The sequence below is a fragment of the Mycobacterium sp. 852002-51152_SCH6134967 genome (assembly GCF_001667105.1).
Classification (GTDB): Bacteria; Actinomycetota; Actinomycetes; order Mycobacteriales; family Mycobacteriaceae; genus Mycobacterium; species Mycobacterium neumannii_A.
This window is the reverse complement of record NZ_LZIK01000011.1, coordinates 117,690-132,630: the sequence shown is the minus strand read 5'-3', so window position 1 is coordinate 132,630 and position 14,941 is coordinate 117,690. Positions and strand designations below refer to the sequence as shown.

At 68.0% G+C, this 14,941-nt stretch carries 18 protein-coding genes and 1 riboswitch; of the genes, 12 read left to right on the top strand and 6 right to left on the bottom strand.

Going from position 1 to position 14,941, the window contains the following annotated elements; translation table 11 throughout:
- Positions 1 to 44: 44 nt before the first annotated feature.
- The 7 genes from rpmB to A5790_RS02460 all read left to right on the top strand — a co-directional run bounded on the left by rpmB (position 45) and on the right by A5790_RS02460 (position 4,445).
- Entirely contained in the window at positions 45 to 281 is a 237-nt protein-coding gene (gene rpmB / locus A5790_RS02485) for a 50S ribosomal protein L28 (protein ID WP_064425041.1), read from the top strand.
- On the top strand, positions 281 to 445 hold the full coding sequence (rpmG, locus tag A5790_RS02480) for a 50S ribosomal protein L33 (RefSeq protein ID WP_066841199.1): 165 nt from the start codon (positions 281 to 283) through the stop codon (positions 443 to 445). The genes rpmB and rpmG overlap by 1 nt, the downstream gene beginning before the upstream one ends.
- Positions 445 to 801, top strand: coding sequence for a WhiB family transcriptional regulator (locus A5790_RS25295; protein ID WP_156616940.1), 357 nt, complete (start codon positions 445 to 447; stop codon positions 799 to 801). Before rpmG ends, A5790_RS25295 begins: the two co-directional genes overlap by 1 nt.
- Positions 786 to 866: riboswitch (cobalamin riboswitch) on the top strand. It overlaps the preceding gene by 16 nt.
- 108 nt (positions 867 to 974) lie before the next feature.
- The gene (locus A5790_RS02475; RefSeq protein ID WP_066841197.1) at positions 975 to 1,952 is read left to right on the top strand and encodes an ABC transporter substrate-binding protein; all 978 of its coding nucleotides are present in this window, start codon (positions 975 to 977) and stop codon (positions 1,950 to 1,952) included.
- Positions 1,949 to 3,019, top strand: a complete 1,071-nt coding sequence (locus tag A5790_RS02470; RefSeq protein WP_197696697.1) for an iron ABC transporter permease — start codon at positions 1,949 to 1,951, stop codon at positions 3,017 to 3,019. The genes A5790_RS02475 and A5790_RS02470 overlap by 4 nt, the downstream gene beginning before the upstream one ends.
- Entirely contained in the window at positions 3,016 to 3,798 is a 783-nt protein-coding gene (locus tag A5790_RS02465) for an ABC transporter ATP-binding protein (protein WP_066841263.1), read from the top strand. The genes A5790_RS02470 and A5790_RS02465 overlap by 4 nt, the downstream gene beginning before the upstream one ends.
- Entirely contained in the window at positions 3,795 to 4,445 is a 651-nt protein-coding gene (locus tag A5790_RS02460) for a (2Fe-2S)-binding protein (RefSeq protein WP_066841195.1), read from the top strand. The genes A5790_RS02465 and A5790_RS02460 overlap by 4 nt, the downstream gene beginning before the upstream one ends.
- Position 4,446: 1 nt before the next feature.
- On the opposite strand, the gene A5790_RS02455 is transcribed toward A5790_RS02460, so the two are convergent.
- Both A5790_RS02455 and bluB read right to left on the bottom strand, forming a co-directional pair.
- Positions 4,447 to 5,205 (bottom strand): LamB/YcsF family protein, encoded by a 759-nt coding sequence (locus A5790_RS02455; RefSeq protein WP_066841261.1) that lies wholly within the window; start codon positions 5,203 to 5,205, stop codon positions 4,447 to 4,449.
- On the bottom strand, positions 5,202 to 5,804 hold the full coding sequence (gene bluB / locus A5790_RS02450) for a 5,6-dimethylbenzimidazole synthase (RefSeq protein ID WP_231987578.1): 603 nt from the start codon (positions 5,802 to 5,804) through the stop codon (positions 5,202 to 5,204). Before bluB ends, A5790_RS02455 begins: the two co-directional genes overlap by 4 nt.
- A gap of 161 nt (positions 5,805 to 5,965) precedes the next feature.
- Here bluB and A5790_RS02445 point away from each other — a divergent pair, with 161 nt between their 5' ends.
- Genes A5790_RS02445 through A5790_RS02430 form a run of 4 tightly spaced genes read left to right on the top strand, consistent with a single transcriptional unit; the run spans position 5,966 to position 9,681 of the window.
- Positions 5,966 to 6,892 (top strand): metal ABC transporter solute-binding protein, Zn/Mn family, encoded by a 927-nt coding sequence (locus A5790_RS02445; RefSeq protein WP_066841191.1) that lies wholly within the window; start codon positions 5,966 to 5,968, stop codon positions 6,890 to 6,892.
- Complete coding sequence (locus A5790_RS02440; RefSeq protein WP_066841189.1) at positions 6,879 to 7,682, top strand: metal ABC transporter ATP-binding protein; 804 nt, start codon at positions 6,879 to 6,881, stop codon at positions 7,680 to 7,682. The genes A5790_RS02445 and A5790_RS02440 overlap by 14 nt, the downstream gene beginning before the upstream one ends.
- The gene (locus tag A5790_RS02435) at positions 7,682 to 8,548 is read left to right on the top strand and encodes a metal ABC transporter permease (RefSeq protein ID WP_066841187.1); all 867 of its coding nucleotides are present in this window, start codon (positions 7,682 to 7,684) and stop codon (positions 8,546 to 8,548) included. The genes A5790_RS02440 and A5790_RS02435 overlap by 1 nt, the downstream gene beginning before the upstream one ends.
- 32 nt (positions 8,549 to 8,580) lie before the next feature.
- Positions 8,581 to 9,681, top strand: a complete 1,101-nt coding sequence (locus A5790_RS02430) for a substrate-binding domain-containing protein (protein WP_066841185.1) — start codon at positions 8,581 to 8,583, stop codon at positions 9,679 to 9,681.
- On the opposite strand, the gene A5790_RS02425 is transcribed toward A5790_RS02430, so the two are convergent.
- Genes A5790_RS02425 through kstR form a run of 3 tightly spaced genes read right to left on the bottom strand, consistent with a single transcriptional unit; the run spans position 9,678 to position 12,022 of the window.
- A complete protein-coding gene (locus tag A5790_RS02425) occupies positions 9,678 to 10,616 on the bottom strand; it encodes a phosphotransferase (protein ID WP_066841183.1) in 939 nt (312 codons plus the stop codon). The genes A5790_RS02430 and A5790_RS02425 overlap by 4 nt on opposite strands.
- A gap of 1 nt (position 10,617) precedes the next feature.
- Complete coding sequence (otsB, locus tag A5790_RS02420; RefSeq protein ID WP_066841181.1) at positions 10,618 to 11,370, bottom strand: trehalose-phosphatase; 753 nt, start codon at positions 11,368 to 11,370, stop codon at positions 10,618 to 10,620.
- Positions 11,371 to 11,410: 40 nt separating this feature from the next.
- Positions 11,411 to 12,022, bottom strand: coding sequence for a cholesterol catabolism transcriptional regulator KstR (gene kstR, locus A5790_RS02415; protein ID WP_197696698.1), 612 nt, complete (start codon positions 12,020 to 12,022; stop codon positions 11,411 to 11,413).
- A 267-nt stretch (positions 12,023 to 12,289) separates the two neighbouring features.
- On the opposite strand from kstR, the gene A5790_RS02410 reads away from it, so the two are divergent.
- Complete coding sequence (locus A5790_RS02410) at positions 12,290 to 14,434, top strand: acyl-CoA dehydrogenase (RefSeq protein ID WP_066841179.1); 2,145 nt, start codon at positions 12,290 to 12,292, stop codon at positions 14,432 to 14,434.
- Here the strand turns inward: A5790_RS02410 and A5790_RS02405 are convergent.
- Positions 14,431 to 14,919 (bottom strand): hypothetical protein, encoded by a 489-nt coding sequence (locus tag A5790_RS02405; RefSeq protein WP_064428274.1) that lies wholly within the window; start codon positions 14,917 to 14,919, stop codon positions 14,431 to 14,433. The genes A5790_RS02410 and A5790_RS02405 overlap by 4 nt on opposite strands.
- Between the last annotated feature and the right edge of the window lie 22 nt (positions 14,920 to 14,941).

The window sequence follows — 14,941 nt, the reverse complement described above, 5'->3', positions numbered from 1 at the left end:
GAAAATGATTTTCATTAACGCTAGGTTACCGCCGAAGGAGGAATATGTCCGCGCACTGTCAGGTCACCGGCCGAGCACCAAGTTTCGGCAACTCGGTATCGCATTCGCACCGACGCACGCGTCGTCGCTGGAGTCCCAACATCCAGACGAAGACGTATTACCTGCCGTCCGAATCGCGCCGGATCAAACTGCGGGTGAGCGCGAAGGGCATCAAGGTCATCGACCGAGACGGCGTCGAGGCCGTCGTGGCGCGGTTACGGAAGGAGGGGAAGAAAATCTGATGGCGCGCACCGATATCAGGCCCACCGTGAAACTGCGTTCGACGGCCGGCACGGGCTACACATATGTCACACGCAAGAACCGGCGCAACGACCCGGATCGATTGGTGCTGCGCAAGTATGACCCCACCGTCCGCCGCCACGTCGACTTCCGAGAGGAACGCTGATGGTGGCCTGTCCTCGTCCGGCGCACAGCCCCGCAGACGATCGGCAGTGGCTGTTGCACGCACGGTGCCGTGGGCTGCCGACAGAGATCTTCTTCGCGGCCGAAGGTGAGCGCGGGCAACGTCGAGTAGCACGCGAAGAACAGGCGAAAAGAGTTTGTCGGCCGTGTCCCGTGCAGCCCGAATGCCTGCGGTATGCACTCACAGCCGTGGAGCCATGGGGCATCTGGGGCGCAACGACGCCAACAGAACGACAGCGGCTCACCGAGCCGGCCGAGCCGTCGGGACGAGCGCCCACCGACGCCCGTGTGGCAGGATCATGCCCGACAGGCGATCGCGACTCGAGGAAGCCGGTGTGAATCCGGCGCGGTCCCGCCACTGTGACCGGCGAGGTCTTTGCGATCGAGCCGGGAGCCAGATACTCACCGCGGTCGCCTCCTCATAAGGCTGGGGCGGATTTCCCCGGTGAGGCTGACCTCGGCGTACCGAGAGCGCTTCCCGTGGCATCCGCGCACGACGGAGGGCACGGCATATGGCGCGTCGACATCTTGCGGCGGCGGTGATCTCGGCGCTGCTGCTTACCGCGTGCGGCACTGCGAGCCCGCCGGCCGGCACCACCGCTGCCGAAGCCGCGGCGGGATTCCCGGTGAGCGTCACCAACTGCGGCATCACCACAACCTACGACCGCCCTCCGCGCCGGGCCGTGGCCTTGAACCAGCACTCGGTCGAGACGATGTTGGCGCTGGGACTTCGGGAGTCCATGGTGGGCACCGCATTCCTCGACGATCAGGTGCTGCCCGAATACCGCGACGCCTACGAGGCCATACCGGTGATCGCCGAGGAATACCCGTCGTACGAGACACTGCTCGCCGCCGAACCCGACTTCGTCTACGGCGGTTGGGAAAGCGCATTCGACGAGAAGGAGGGGCGTGGGCGCAAGCGGTTGCGCGATGTCGGCATCGACACCCACCTCAACCCTGAGAACTGCTCTTCTGAGCTGATGACGTTCTCTGCGGTGGACGACGAAATACGCACCATGGGGCGGATATTCGGTGTCAGCGACCGAGCCGAGTGGGTGGTCGAACGCCAGCAGCGTAGCCTGCAGGAAACCCGTCAGCGCGTGCGCGACCTGGCACCGGTCGATGTGGCCGTCTACGACAGCGGTGAGGCCACCGTGTTCACCTCCGGCGGGCAGGGCATCGGCAACCAGATCATCGAATCCGCGGGCGGGCGCAACCTGTTCGCCGACGTACCGAAGGTGTGGGCCGACGTCTCGTTCGAACAGTTCGCCGAACGGGCGCCCGAGGTCATCCTGATCTATGACTACGGCGATCAATCGGTCGAGCAGAAGAAACGGTTTCTGCAGGACAACCCGCTGCTGCAGCGGGTACCTGCCGTCCGCGACCAGCGCTTCGCGGTGTTGCCGCTGTCCGAGATCACCGCAGGCGTGCGTGTCGGGCACGCGGTCAGATCCCTTGCCGAACAGCTGCATCCGGAGCAGGCGCGATGACGGCCGTCGTCCTGGACAAGCCGGTGCGGTCGGTGACCCCGGGCTCGCAACGCGTTCCCTACGGCCTCGTGCTGACCATGCTCGCGGGGCTCCTTCTGATGTGCGCGACCGCAGGGGTCACCATCGGGTCGGTGGCCCTTCCGCCCGGGCAGGTGTGGCAGATCCTGCTCCACCAGCTCCATCCGATGTTGGTCGACCCGACATGGCCGCCGGTGCGTGCCTCGATCGTGCTCGACGCACGGCTACCCCGGGTTGCGTTGGCGGCGGTCATCGGGGCCGGCCTGGCATGCTGCGGGATGGTGCTGCAGGCTGTCGTGCGCAACCCGTTGGCCGACCCGATGCTTTTGGGTGTGTCGTCGGGTGCGTCGGTGGGTGCGGTTGCGGTGCTGGTGGCCGGCGCAGGGCTCGGCGTGTTCATGCTGCCGCTGGCGGCGTTTCTCGGAGCGTTGGTCGCGTTGGTCGCCGTCTACTTTCTCGCTCGTACGGGCGGACGGATGACCACGCTGCGACTGATACTCGCCGGTGTCGCGGTCGCGGAGGTGCTGTCGGCCGTCGCCAGTCTGCTGATCGTCACTTCTGACGACCCGCACAAGGCCCAGTCGGCGGTGCGCTGGATGCTCGGCGGCCTCGGTGGGGCCACCTGGTCGACGGTGTGGATCCCGGCTGTCGCCGTTGCCGTCGGTATCGCGGTGCTGCTCGCCGTCACCCGGCCGCTGAATCTGCTGTACAGCGGTGAAGAGGCCGCTGCAGCACTGGGTTTGGACGTTCATCGCTTCCGCGGGGCGATGTTCGTCGTGGTCGCGTTGATGGTGGGTGCCATGGTCGCGGTCAGCGGTGCGATCGGATTCGTCGGCCTGATCATGCCGCACATCGTGCGGATGCTCGTCGGCGCCGACCACCGTCGCGCCCTGCCCGCGGCCGCGCTGCTCGGGGCCTCGTTCCTGATCGTGTGCGACATCGCCGCGCGAACCGTCGCCGCACCGGAGGAACTGCCGGTCGGCGTCCTGACCGCCCTCGTCGGCGGCCCGTACTTCCTGTGGCTCATGCGGCGCAAGGTGTCGGCGTGACCGGCGGAGTCCTCATCGACGATGTGACGGTGACGAGGGGGCGAAAGACGTTGATCCGCAACGTCTTCATGCGGGCGGAGCGCGGTGAGATGGTGGCGGTCGTCGGACCCAACGGCGCCGGTAAGACCACGCTGTTGCGCACGCTCTACCGCGCTCAGCGGCCGACATCGGGGCGCGTGCTGGTCGGCGGCGACGACGTCTGGCAGATGTCGGCCAAGCGCGCGGCGCGCCGCATCGCGGCGGTGTTGCAGGACGCGCCGGGCGATTTCGCGCTCACGGTGTTCGACGTGGTCGCGATGGGCCGGACCCCGTACAAGCGCGCGTTCGACGGTGACAACACCGACGATCGCCGCATCATCGCCGAGGCGCTCGAATCGGTGGAGGTATCCGGTCTGGCGAACGAACCGTTCGACCGGCTCTCGGGTGGTCAGAAGCAGCGCGTGATGATCGCTCGTGCGCTTACACAGAGGACCGACACGATCGTGTTGGACGAGCCGACCAACCACCTCGATCTGCGCCACCAGCACGATGCTCTGCACCTGCTACGGAACACCGGCACCACCGTCATCGCGGCATTGCACGACCTCAATCTCGCTGCGGCATACTGCGACCGGGTCTGCGTCCTCGATACCGGCCGCGTGGTGTCGATCGGCACTCCCGCACAGGTCCTGACCGAGGGCATGCTCGCCGAGGTCTACGGCGTCGCGGCCAGGGTCGGCCTCGATGCGGGCACCGATCGAATCCGGGTCGACGTGACACCCAAGGAGCGGACCCGGTGAGGATCGACGCTCAACTCACCGAGATCACCCGCTTCGGAGGGTTCTTTGCCATCGCCCATGGGGGCGCCGAAGCGGGTTGGCGGCCGGTGAACGCGTGCTACACCGACGGATACCAGGACCTGATCGAGGTGACGGCTAAACGCTACCGCACGAGCGACCTTCGCATCAGCGCGTCGGCGGTGCAGTTGAGCCACGCGTCGAGGCTGTGGTCACCGGTGCTCGCGTGCGCCGTCACATACGGGGTGGTCCCCGACCTCACGAGCCTGCAACGTGCGGAGGACAGCCCAGCGCTGAGAGTTCCTGCTCCCGAAGGTGCTCAGATCGTCGGGGATCCGTCGGCCGCGCTGTACCGCCTCGTCGTCGAGGAGCACCTGGAGCGGTTGGCCGACGGGCTGCGTGTCAAGGTCGCACCCGGCCTGCTCTACGGCAACATCGCCTCGGCGTTAGTGGCCGCGACCAGAGCGCTCTACTCGGTGCGACCGCAGCTGCGCGATTCCGCGACCGCCCTGGCGCGGTCTCTGCTGGAGACCGGCAGACTCACCGGAACCGGAACGGTCAAATACAACTTGGCGTTTCGTCGCCGAAGCTGCTGTCTGTACTACCGCGTGAGCGACGGATCGAAGTGCGGAGACTGTGCGTTGCGCTGAATCAGGTGAAGGGGGCGATCTCCACGCCCTCGGCCAGCAGCCTGTCGCGTACCGCCGTGGCGATCTGCACGGCGCCCGGTGAGTCACCGTGCACGCAGATCGAATCGACGGTGATCGGAATCGTCGAGCCGTCGACCGCGTCGACGCGCCCGTCCGACACCATCGACGCGATCCGGTCGGCGATGACGTCGGTGTCGTGCAGGACGGCACCGCGCTGGCGTCGGTCCACCAGCCGGCCGTCGGGACGATAGGCCCTGTCGGCGAACGCCTCGGGCACCGTGCGCAATCCGAGCTGTTCGGCCTCGCGGAAGAACGCCGAGCCGGTGAGCCCGAGCACCGGAAGGGCGGGATCGACGTCGTGCACGGCCTCTGCGACCGCTCGGGCCTGATCGTTGTTGGTCACGATCGCGAAGTACAGCGCCCCATGAGGCTTGACGTAGGTGACGGTGGATCCGGCAGCGTGCGCGATCGCCTGTAGCGCGCCGATCTGGTAGATCACGTCGGCCTTGAGATCCTCGGGTGTCGCGTCGATGAACCGGCGGCCGAAGCCGGGCAGATCGCGATAGCTGACCTGCGCGCCGATCCGCACGTCGCGCTCGGCCGCCGCTCGGCAGGCCCGCACGAGCAGGGCCGGGTCGCCGGCGTGGAAGCCGCAGGCGACGTTGGCGCTGGTGACGATGTCGAGCATGGCATCGTCGTCGCCGAGGCGCCAGACCCCGAAGCCCTCACCGAGGTCGGCATTCATGTCGACGGTTCTCATGTCGGTGACTCCGCGGATGTCGATGACGGCCAACGGTTTTCGGCGACGAATTCGGTCAACGGGCGTCCAGTCGTCCATTCGTCGATCTCGAGCTGGGGACGATCCGGAAACTCGGGGACCGGGCCGAGACACAGGATCGCCACGGGCTCAGCGCCGTTCGGCATGCAGAGCAACTCGGCGAGCCTGTCCGGTTCGAAGATCGACACCCAGCCCATGCCGAGCCCCTCTGCGCGCGCGGCGAGCCACAGGTTCTGTATCGCGCAGGAGACCGAGGCCAAATCCATGTGTGGAAGGGTGCGACGCCCGAACACATGCTCGTGTCTGCCGTCGCCCAGCGCGACGACGAGGAGCTCGGCGCACTCCAGGATCCCTTCAACTTTGAGAGCCAGGAACTCCTCTCCACGTGGCCCCAACGCCTCGGCGGTCCGCACACGCTCCTCGTCGACGAGGTCATGGATGCGTGCCCGCAACCGGTCGTCGGTGATCCGGACGAATCGCCATGGCTGCATCAGGCCGACGCTCGGTGCGGCGTGTGCGGCCTGCAGCAGCCGCACCAGTACGTCTTCGGGTATCTGCGTGCCGGGCAGGAACCGGCGCATGTCGCGGCGTTCGGCGATCACCCGATAAACCGCGCGGCGTTCTTCGACGTCGAACGCGTGCTGGTTCACGCGGCCAGCTTAGACATTCGGGGACCGCCGTGACGCCGGCCGCGCGGTCCGGGCAGCGCCCACTAATGGAAACGGTTATCGTTATCGGTGTGATGACCCCCCGCATTGCCCGCACGATCCTCGCCGGTGCGGTGCTGGCCGCGCCGTTGGCTTTGGCGGCGTGCGCCGGCAGTGACGAGCGAGCCCAGGAGACGAGTACCGCTCCGTGTCCGGTCCGGCCGGTCGACGTCGTCGTCAGCGTGGATCAGTGGGGTGACATCGTCTCCCAGTTGGGCGGTGCCTGCGCGGAGGTCTCCACGGTGCTGGCCGGCTCGGCGGCCGACCCCCATGACTTCGAGCCCGCACCGTCGGATGCGGCGAAGTTCGACGGGGCGCAGCTCGTGGTCCTCAACGGAGGTCACTACGACGAGTGGGCGGTCAAGCTCGCCGCGAGCACGGCCCCGGACGCGCCGGTCGTGGCGGCGATGGCCGTCGACCACGAAGACGGGGCCAACCCCCACGCCTGGTACGACCCCGCCGCGGTGACTGCGCTGGCCGACGCGGTCACCGCGCGACTACGCCAACTCGCGCCGGAGGCGGCGGGTTACTTCGACGAACGTCGCGTCGCGCTCGCGCAGAACCTCAAGCCGTACCATGAGCTCATTGATTCCCTGAGGGCCAAAGCGTCCGGCAAGAGCTATGCGGCGACCGAGACGTCATTCGATGACATGGGTGCGGCGCTCGGTCTGGCCAACCGCACCCCGCGCGGCTATCAGGTCGCATCGTCCAACGACTCCGAACCGTCCCCGGCCGACCTCGACGCCTTCTTACAACTGTTGTCCGATCGCGGCGTTGACGTCCTGGTCTACAACGTGCAGACCGAAGGCTCTGTCCCGCAACAGCTTCGGGCAGCGGCCGAACAGTCGGGGGTTCCGGTGGTCGAGATCACCGAGACACTGCCGCCCGACGCCGATTCGTTCCAGAGCTGGCAGATCGACCAATTGATCGCACTCGGCGAGGCGCTCGGTGCCGCAACCTAGTTCCGAACCTGAGGCCGAGCCCGACGTCGAGCAGACGGCGCTGACCTTCGAGGACGTCAGCGCGGCGCGCGGCGGGCGGCTGATCTGGTCGGAGGCGACGTTCGAGGTCCCCGCCGGCGGCATCGTGGCCGTCATCGGGTCGAACGGGGCCGGAAAGACGACGCTGCTGCAGATCGTGCTCGGTCTGGTGCCGCCGGCGTCCGGACACGTCCGCGTCTTCGGCCAACCGGCCGGTGCGCTCAACAAGTCGATCGGTTACGTCCCGCAGAACTACGCGTCGGCCTCCGGCGAGGCGATCCGGGCGCGCGACGCCGTGATGCTCGGCCTCGTCGGGCACCGGTGGGGAGTCGGGTGGCCGAGTCGTGAAGACAACCGTCGCGTGGACGAGGTGCTCGCCGCCGTCGACGCGACCGCGGTGGCGCACAAACGGCTCTCCCAACTCTCGGGCGGCCAGCGCCAGCGGGTCGCGCTGGCCGAGGCGCTGGTCTCCAAGCCCCGCATGTTGATCCTCGACGAGCCGTTGGCCGCACTCGATCTGCGCAGCCAACGCGAGATCATCGCCGTGCTCGAGCGGATCAGCAAGGAGTTCGGGGTGACGATCCTGGTCGTCGCACATGACCTAAACCCACTGCTGGGCGTGTTGACCAGCGCCATCTACCTGCTCGACGGACACGCGCACTTCGACACGTTCGACGGCCCCGTCGACGAGACACTGCTGAGCCACCTCTACGGCACCCGAGTCGAGGTCGTGCATACGCCGCAGGGCGATCTCTACGTGCGGAGGCCGTGATGAACACGACCATCGTCGCGCTTGGCTACCAAGACCATTGGTGGCAGATCCTCACGTCGTCCTTCATGCGCAACGCGTTGATCGGCGGCACGATCGTCGCCCTGGCCGCCGGCCTGATCGGTTACTTCGTCGTCGTGCGCAACACCGCCTTCGCAGCCCACGCGCTCGCTCACATCGGGCTGCCGGGCGCGACGGGCGCGGTACTCGTCGGCGTCCCCGTCGGGGTGGGGCTCGGCGTGTTCTGCATCGGCGGCGCCCTGGTGATCGGAGCGCTGGGCCGCCGGGCGGCCGACCGCGAGGTGGCCACGGGAACCGTACTGGCCATGGCGACCGGTCTCGGGCTGTTCTTCAACTCGCTGGCGACCAAGAGTTCGAGCACCCTGACCAACGTCCTGTTCGGCAACCTGCTGGCGATCTCGCGCCAGCAGATCATTACGTTCGCGGTGCTGGTGGCGGTGCTGGCGGTGTGCATAGCGCTGATCTACCGGCCGCTGCTGTTCACGTCCGTCAACGCCCAGGTGGCCGACGCCAGGGGAGTGCCGGTGCGCGCGCTTTCGGTGGCGTTCATGGCGCTGCTCGGCCTGGCGGTGACGATGGCCGTGCAGGCAGTCGGCACGCTGCTGCTGTTCGCGCTCGTGGTCAGTCCCGCTGCGGCGGCGATCATGCTGACACCGCGACCGGGCAAGGCGATCGCCCTGTCCACGGCGTTCAGCCTCGCAGCGGTGTGGGTGGGTCTTGGGCTCTCGGCGATGTTCAACGCACCGCCCAGCTTCGTGATCGTGACGATCGCGTGCAGCGTCTGGGCGGTGGTGTGGGCCGGGCAGCGCGGGCTGCGACGAACCGCCGATCAGGTGCTGGTCACCTGAGCTTGAGCCGCGGTCGGCTACCCTCACGGAGCATGCCGAGGAGTCCCACGCCGCGACGGCGTGCCACGCTGGCTTCTCTGGCCGCCGAACTGAAGGTCTCCCGCACCACGATCTCCAACGCCTACAACCGGCCCGACCAGTTGTCGGCCGAACTCCGCGATCGCGTACTGGCCACCGCGAAGCGGCTGGGATACCCCGGCCCCGACCCGGTGGCGCGTTCGCTGCGCACCCGCAAGGCCGGTGCGGTCGGTCTGATGATCACCGAACCGCTCAACTATTCCTTCAGCGATCCAGCCGCACTCGACTTCGTGGCCGGCTTGGCCGAGTCGTGTGAAGAGGCCGGGCAGGGACTGCTGCTCGTCGCGATCGGCCCCAACCGCAGCGTCAGCGACGGGACGGCGGCGATCCTCGCTGCCGGGGTGGACGGTTTCGCAGTCTATTCGGCCTCCGACGACGACCCGTATCTCGCGACCGTCCAGCAGCGGCACCTCCCGATGGTGGTGATCGACCAGCCCAAGGACGTACCCGGTGCCTCGCGCGTGTCCATCGACGACCGTGGCGCCATGCGCCAACTCGCCGAACACGTTGTGCAGCTGGGTCATCGGGAGATCGGCCTGCTGACGATGCGGCTGGGCCGGGATCGGCCGAAGGGCGGGGCAGGGCCCACGGTGGCCGACCCGCAACGACTGCAGACTCCGCATTTTCACGTACAGCGCGAGCGCATCGCAGGGGTTCGTGACGCGATGAGTGCAGCCGGGCTCGACCCGGAATCGCTGACCGTGGTGGAGAGCTACGAGCACCTGCCGACGTCGGGCGGGGCGGCCGCGGCAGTCGCCTTGACCGCCAATCCCCGGCTCACCGCATTGATGTGCACTGCGGACGTACTGGCCCTCTCGGCGATGGATTACCTACGGGCGCGAGGCATCTACGTTCCCGGCGAGATGACGGTCACCGGATTCGACGGAGTGCCAGAGGCGCTGCGGCGCGGTCTGGCCACCGTCGCACAGCCCAGCATCGAGAAGGGTCGCCGGGCGGGACGGCTGCTGCACCACCCGCCACGATCGGGTCTGCCGGTCGTGGAAGTCCTCGACACCGAGCTGGTCCGGGGCCGCACGGCGGGACCGCCCGCCTAGAGCGCGGTGACCGGCGGGGATGCCCGCCACTGCTGGACCATCGGTGCGATACCCGACGTGAGCACCGGCAGCTCGGGAGCCATCGCCAGCGCCGCGACCATCGCGAGCCTGCCGGCCGCCTCGGTGATCCGCAGAACACGTTCATCGGTCGGGCGCAACCCTATGGAGACCGCCGCCGCGTCGTAGGCGGCGAGGGCGTCGGCGCCCACCATCGCGAGGTCCGATTCGACCGCACCGAGCGTCACGAGTTCGAAGTCCGACCACATCTCGCCGTCCGGTGTGGTGATCATGTTGTGGTATGGCGCGTCACCGTGAATGGGCTGAACGCCGACGCCGGGGAACGCGGACTGAAAGGCCGCGCGCGAGGTCAACGCTGGGCCGATGACATCCCATTCGCGTTGCGCCCGTTCGAGATCGGATGTCGGAATGAGGTCGGGCAGGTTCCTCAACGCCGCCAGCCCCTCCGGTATGTAGGAGCCGAACGGCGCCCAGAAATCCAGCTCCCCGTCGTAGTCGCGCAACGCGGCGTGTAGCTGCGCGGTCTGCTCCATGCGGTGACTCAAATCCGGGTTCGTATCGGGGACCTGCTCGACGAACTGCCAGAATGTCATCGAAAACCCGTCGCGGCGAACAGGTTCGGCGGGAACCAGTGGGGTCGGTGCCACTACCGGATGCCCGCGCTCGGCGAGCCATCTGGTGACGGCGAGCTCTGCGCGCTGTTGTCTGGTCTGCACATCCGGATTTCGGGTGTACGACGGCGGCAGGACCGTGGGCACCCGGACGACGACCGGCTCGGGATGAAGGTGGACGATCACGGAGAACACGTCGTAGAGCACGCGGGGATCGTCGCTGCGCAGGCCGAGGTCGGCCCCGGCGGCAACGGCCGCGGCGACTGCGGAAGCGGTCCGCTCGGCGATCTCGGCGTCGGTCAGCACGTCAACCCGATTGCGAGCGGCGCGCGTCGAGCAGGTAAACCAACGCTGCCGCAACGTCTTGCGGCGATTCGACGCGATAGGCCGCCAACGTGTCACCCGGCCCGATCTTCACTCCGACGTCGTCACCGCGAAGACGACGGAACGCCTTCTCATCGGTGACGTCGTCGCCGAAGAACACCACGGCGTTCGCGTTCTCCTGCTCTCGCAGGATGTCGATCGCCTCGCCCTTATCCGTCTGGATCACCGCGAACTCCAGCACTTCCTTGCCTTCGGTCAGCTGGGCATCCCAGTCGGTCGACGCCTCGCGAGCCGCGGCGAGCGCGGCCGCGCCGTCGTCTGCCGAGGCGTTGCGCACGTGCAGCGCGACGCTGGCCGGTTTGGTCTCGACCGTGACACCCGGCTTACCCGAGGCGATCTTTAGCAGCTCCGACGTGATGCGCTGCAGCGCAACGTCGTCGACCTCGTGCGTGAAGCCCGTGTCGAACTCGGCACCGTGGCTGCCGACGAGATGCACCGCAGGCGGCATCCCCGACAACTCGCGCAGCACCTCGAGCGCGCGTCCGGAGATCAGTGCGGAAGCCGTGTCGGGCAGGTCGGCGAGCGCGACCAATGCGTCCGCGGCCTCGGCGAGTGGCCGGGCGTCGCCCGGATTACTGACGATCGGCGCCAGCGTGCCGTCGAAATCGGAGGTGATCAGCAGCCGTGGCGCCGCAGCAGCCGAAGTGAGCGCGCGCTGCAGATCGGCTGGAAGCACTAGACCATCATCCCGGGTCGCTACGCTCCTGCCCTCCGAATCAGATCTTGGGGTGCTCTCCGTCGCCGATCAGCAGCCGCACCGCGAGGTCCAATCGCTTGCTGACGTCGGTTGCCGAGGCCCGCCTGGTCAGCCAGGCGAGCAGGTTGGACAGCCAGACATCGGAGATGACGCGCGCGATGTGGTACTGGTCCTCGGTGGGCTCACCGTCGCTCATGGCGCGGGCGAACATCGAGTCCATCAGCTTGCCGACGTGGTCGACCTCACCGGCCGCCGACGCGTCGGCGAACACGAACGCTCGCGTCATCGCCTCGGTCAACAACGGATTGCGCTGCATCGCGCGGTTGAGCTTGCCCACCATGATGTTCAGCCGCTGATACGGCGTGCCACCGGCCAGCGAGGCGCGGTCGGTCTTGGCGTCGATGCGCTCGAACTCGCGACCCAGTGCGGACACCAGCAGGTGCACCTTGGACGGGAAGTACCGGTAGAGGGTGCCGACCGCGACATCGGCCCGTTCGGCAACGGCCCGCATCTGGACGGCTTCGTAGCCGCCCTTGGAGGCGATGGCCAGCGTCGCGTCCAGGATGCGCTTGCGGCGCTCGCGCTGGGCTTCTGAGCCGAGCTCTGACTCGGACAGGACCGCGACGTTCATCACCTGACGTGGTCGAGATTCCGACCCCGAGCCCGGGTTGGCGGCTGCTGGCTGGGACGGGCCGGACATGCGGCGGGCTTCTCCTTCGTTACGCGTTCTCGTTGGAAACGATACGCATGCCGATGCACTTTTTCTCACCCCGATGTCGCCGATGGCACCGATGTGTCCTGCTGTAATGGCGGTCGACTTGACGGTCGGTCGCTGGCACTATTAGAACACGTTCTAGTGAGGAGCACCGCCTTCTCACCCAATAGCTAGGAGTGGACGGTGTCGCTCGCATCCCCGGGGACCATTGCCGACGACCAGGCAGCCGTAAGGGAGCTGGTGCGTGACTGGGCAACAGCTTCTGACGTCGTCACCGCCGCGCGAGACGTCGAGCAGGGGCAGGCGGACGCCTGGCGCCGGGCCTATGCGGGGATCGCCGAACTGGGGATCTTCGGGGTGGCGTTACCGGAGGCGCACGGCGGCGCCGACGGCACGGTCGACGACCTGTGCGCGATGGTCGACGAGGCGGCGGCCTCGCTGGTGCCCGGCCCGGTAGCGACGACCGCACTGGCCACGCTCGTGCTCGAATCGCCGGAAGTGCTGCAGGCGCTGGCTTCGGGTGAGCGGGTTGCCGGGGCGGCGTTGACGGCCGACCTGCGCTTCGCCGACGGCCGCGCCTCGGGCACCGCGGACTACGTGCTCGGCGCCGATCAGGCGGGGGTGCTGCTGCTGCCGGCGGGCGACGTCTTCGTCACGGTCGATGCCGGCGCGGACGGCGTGACCGTCGAGCCGCTGAAGGCCACCGACTTCTCCCGGCCGCTTGGGCGGGTCGTTCTCGAGTCCGCGCCTGCCGAGGCGGTCAGCGCTCCGGCGCAGCGAGTGATCGACGTCGCCGCGGCCGTGATGGCGGCCGAGGCCGCGGGTCTGGCCCGCTGGGCGCTGCAGACCGCGACCGAGTACGCGAAGGTGCGCGAGCAGTTCGGCAAGCCCATCGGCAGCTTCCAGGCCATCAAGCACATGTGCGCGGAGATGCTTCTGCGGTCCGAGCAGGCCTCGGTGGCCGCCATGGATGCGGCTAGAGCCGTTTTGGAAGGCGACGAGAACCAGCTCTCGATCGCCGCTGCGGTGGCGGCTGCGGTCGGAATCGAGGCCGCCAAGGCCAACGCCAAGGACTGCATCCAGGTGCTGGGCGGCATCGGGATCACCTGGGAGCACGACGCGCATCTGTATCTGCGCCGCGCCTACGGCATTTCGCACTTCCTCGGCGGAGCGCCGCGCTGGCTGCGCCGGGTCGCGGCGTTGACGCAACAGGGTGTGCGCCGGGATCTGCGTATCGACCTCGAATCGGTTGAGGGTCTGCGACCCGAGATTGCCGCTGCCGTCGCGGAAGTCGCTGCCCTGCCCGTCGAGAAGCAGCAGGCCGCACTCGCCGACGCGGGCCTGCAGGCGCCGCACTGGCCCAAGCCATACGGCCGCGGGGCCGGGCCCGCCGAACAGCTGCTGATCGACCAGGAGTTGGCGGCCGCCGGTGTCACCCGGCCCGACCTGGTGATCGGATGGTGGGCTGCGCCAACGATTCTCGAACACGGCACCCCCGAACAGATCGAACAGTTCGTCCCCGCGACGCTGCGCGGCGAACTGCTGTGGTGTCAGCTGTTCTCCGAGCCGGGCGCCGGATCGGATCTGGCCGCGCTGCGCACCAAAGCCGTACGCGTCGACGGCGCGACCGCGGGCGGCGCAAAGGGCCCGGGTTGGAATTTGACCGGCCAGAAGGTGTGGACCTCCGCGGCGCACAAGGCCGCGTGGGGCGTCTGCCTGGCGCGCACCGACCCGGACGCGCCGAAACACAAGGGGATCACGTACTTTCTGGTCGACATGAAGTCGCCGGGCATCGACATCCGCCCGCTGCGCGAGATCACCGGCGACAACCTGTTCAACGAGGTGTTCTTCGACGAGGTGTTCGTGCCCGACGAGATGGTCGTCGGTCAGGTCAACGACGGATGGCGGCTGGCCCGCACCACGCTGGCCAACGAGCGGGTCGCGATGGCTCACGGCACCGCGCTCGGCAACCCGATGGAGGAGTTGCTCAAGCAGGTCGCCACGCTGGACTTCGACGTGGCCGGTCAGGACCGCTTGGGTTCGTTGATCGTGGCGGCTCAGGTCGGCTCACTGCTGGATCAGAAGATCGCCGAACTCGCTGTGGGAGGGCAGGATCCGGGCCCGCAGGCCAGCGCGCGCAAGCTGATCGGCGTGCGCTACCGGCAGGCGCTGGCCGAACTGCGGATGGAACTGTCCGAAGGTGGCGGCGTGGTCGAGAACTCGACGGTGTTCGACTTCCTCAACACGCGCTGCCTGACCATCGCGGGCGGCACCGAGCAGATCCTGCTCACCCTCGCGGGTGAACGGCTTCTGGGCCTACCCCGCTAACTGAACGAGGCCTGCGCGCACGCGTCCGGCGAGGTGATGTTGACCCCGCTGTAGACCACCTGGATGTGCGAGCACACGATCAAGGGAACGTCGGTGCGCGGCGCTCCCGTGCGCTGATCGACCGGCCAGGCGATCCCGCGGAGCTGGAACTTCTCGGGCGGTCCGCCCCCGAAGTAGATGGTCGTGAACTCCACGTCGGTGAGCGATTTGAACGACCGGGTGTTCGGGGCGTCGAAGTTGAAGTTTCCGACGTACACGCCCCGGTCCATGGTGCGCAGCGTGGTGGTCTGGCGGGCCCACAGGTCGCCGGGGAAGCCGAGAACGTCCGGGCCGCGGCGCAGATTGGCCCTGGCGTCGAACAAGCACTTGGCCTCGGCCGCGATGCAGTTCGCGGTCGCGTGCATCTCGAGGTTGGTGCCGGGGTCGACCGGGATCGACGAGTCCGCGGTGTCGACGGCCGCGGCCGCCGTCGGGGTGGGTGCCATGAGCGTCAGCGCCAGCAGCACC

Bases quoted from the DNA above. Each gene is read 5' to 3' on its own strand.
- rpmB (WP_064425041.1), top strand. From the start codon at position 45: ATGTCCGCGCACTGTCAGGTCACCGGCCGAGCACCAAGTTTCGGCAAC.
- rpmG (WP_066841199.1), top strand. From the start codon at position 281: ATGGCGCGCACCGATATCAGGCCCACCGTGAAACTGCGTTCGACGGCC.
- A5790_RS25295 (WP_156616940.1), top strand. From the start codon at position 445: ATGGTGGCCTGTCCTCGTCCGGCGCACAGCCCCGCAGACGATCGGCAG.
- A5790_RS02475 (WP_066841197.1), top strand. From the start codon at position 975: ATGGCGCGTCGACATCTTGCGGCGGCGGTGATCTCGGCGCTGCTGCTT.
- A5790_RS02470 (WP_197696697.1), top strand. From the start codon at position 1,949: ATGACGGCCGTCGTCCTGGACAAGCCGGTGCGGTCGGTGACCCCGGGC.
- A5790_RS02455 (WP_066841261.1), bottom strand. From the start codon at position 5,205: ATGAGAACCGTCGACATGAATGCCGACCTCGGTGAGGGCTTCGGGGTC.
- bluB (WP_231987578.1), bottom strand. From the start codon at position 5,804: ATGCGCCGGTTCCTGCCCGGCACGCAGATACCCGAAGACGTACTGGTG.
- A5790_RS02445 (WP_066841191.1), top strand. From the start codon at position 5,966: ATGACCCCCCGCATTGCCCGCACGATCCTCGCCGGTGCGGTGCTGGCC.
- A5790_RS02435 (WP_066841187.1), top strand. From the start codon at position 7,682: ATGAACACGACCATCGTCGCGCTTGGCTACCAAGACCATTGGTGGCAG.
- A5790_RS02430 (WP_066841185.1), top strand. From the start codon at position 8,581: ATGCCGAGGAGTCCCACGCCGCGACGGCGTGCCACGCTGGCTTCTCTG.
- kstR (WP_197696698.1), bottom strand. From the start codon at position 12,022: ATGAACGTCGCGGTCCTGTCCGAGTCAGAGCTCGGCTCAGAAGCCCAG.
- A5790_RS02405 (WP_064428274.1), bottom strand. From the start codon at position 14,919: ATGGCACCCACCCCGACGGCGGCCGCGGCCGTCGACACCGCGGACTCG.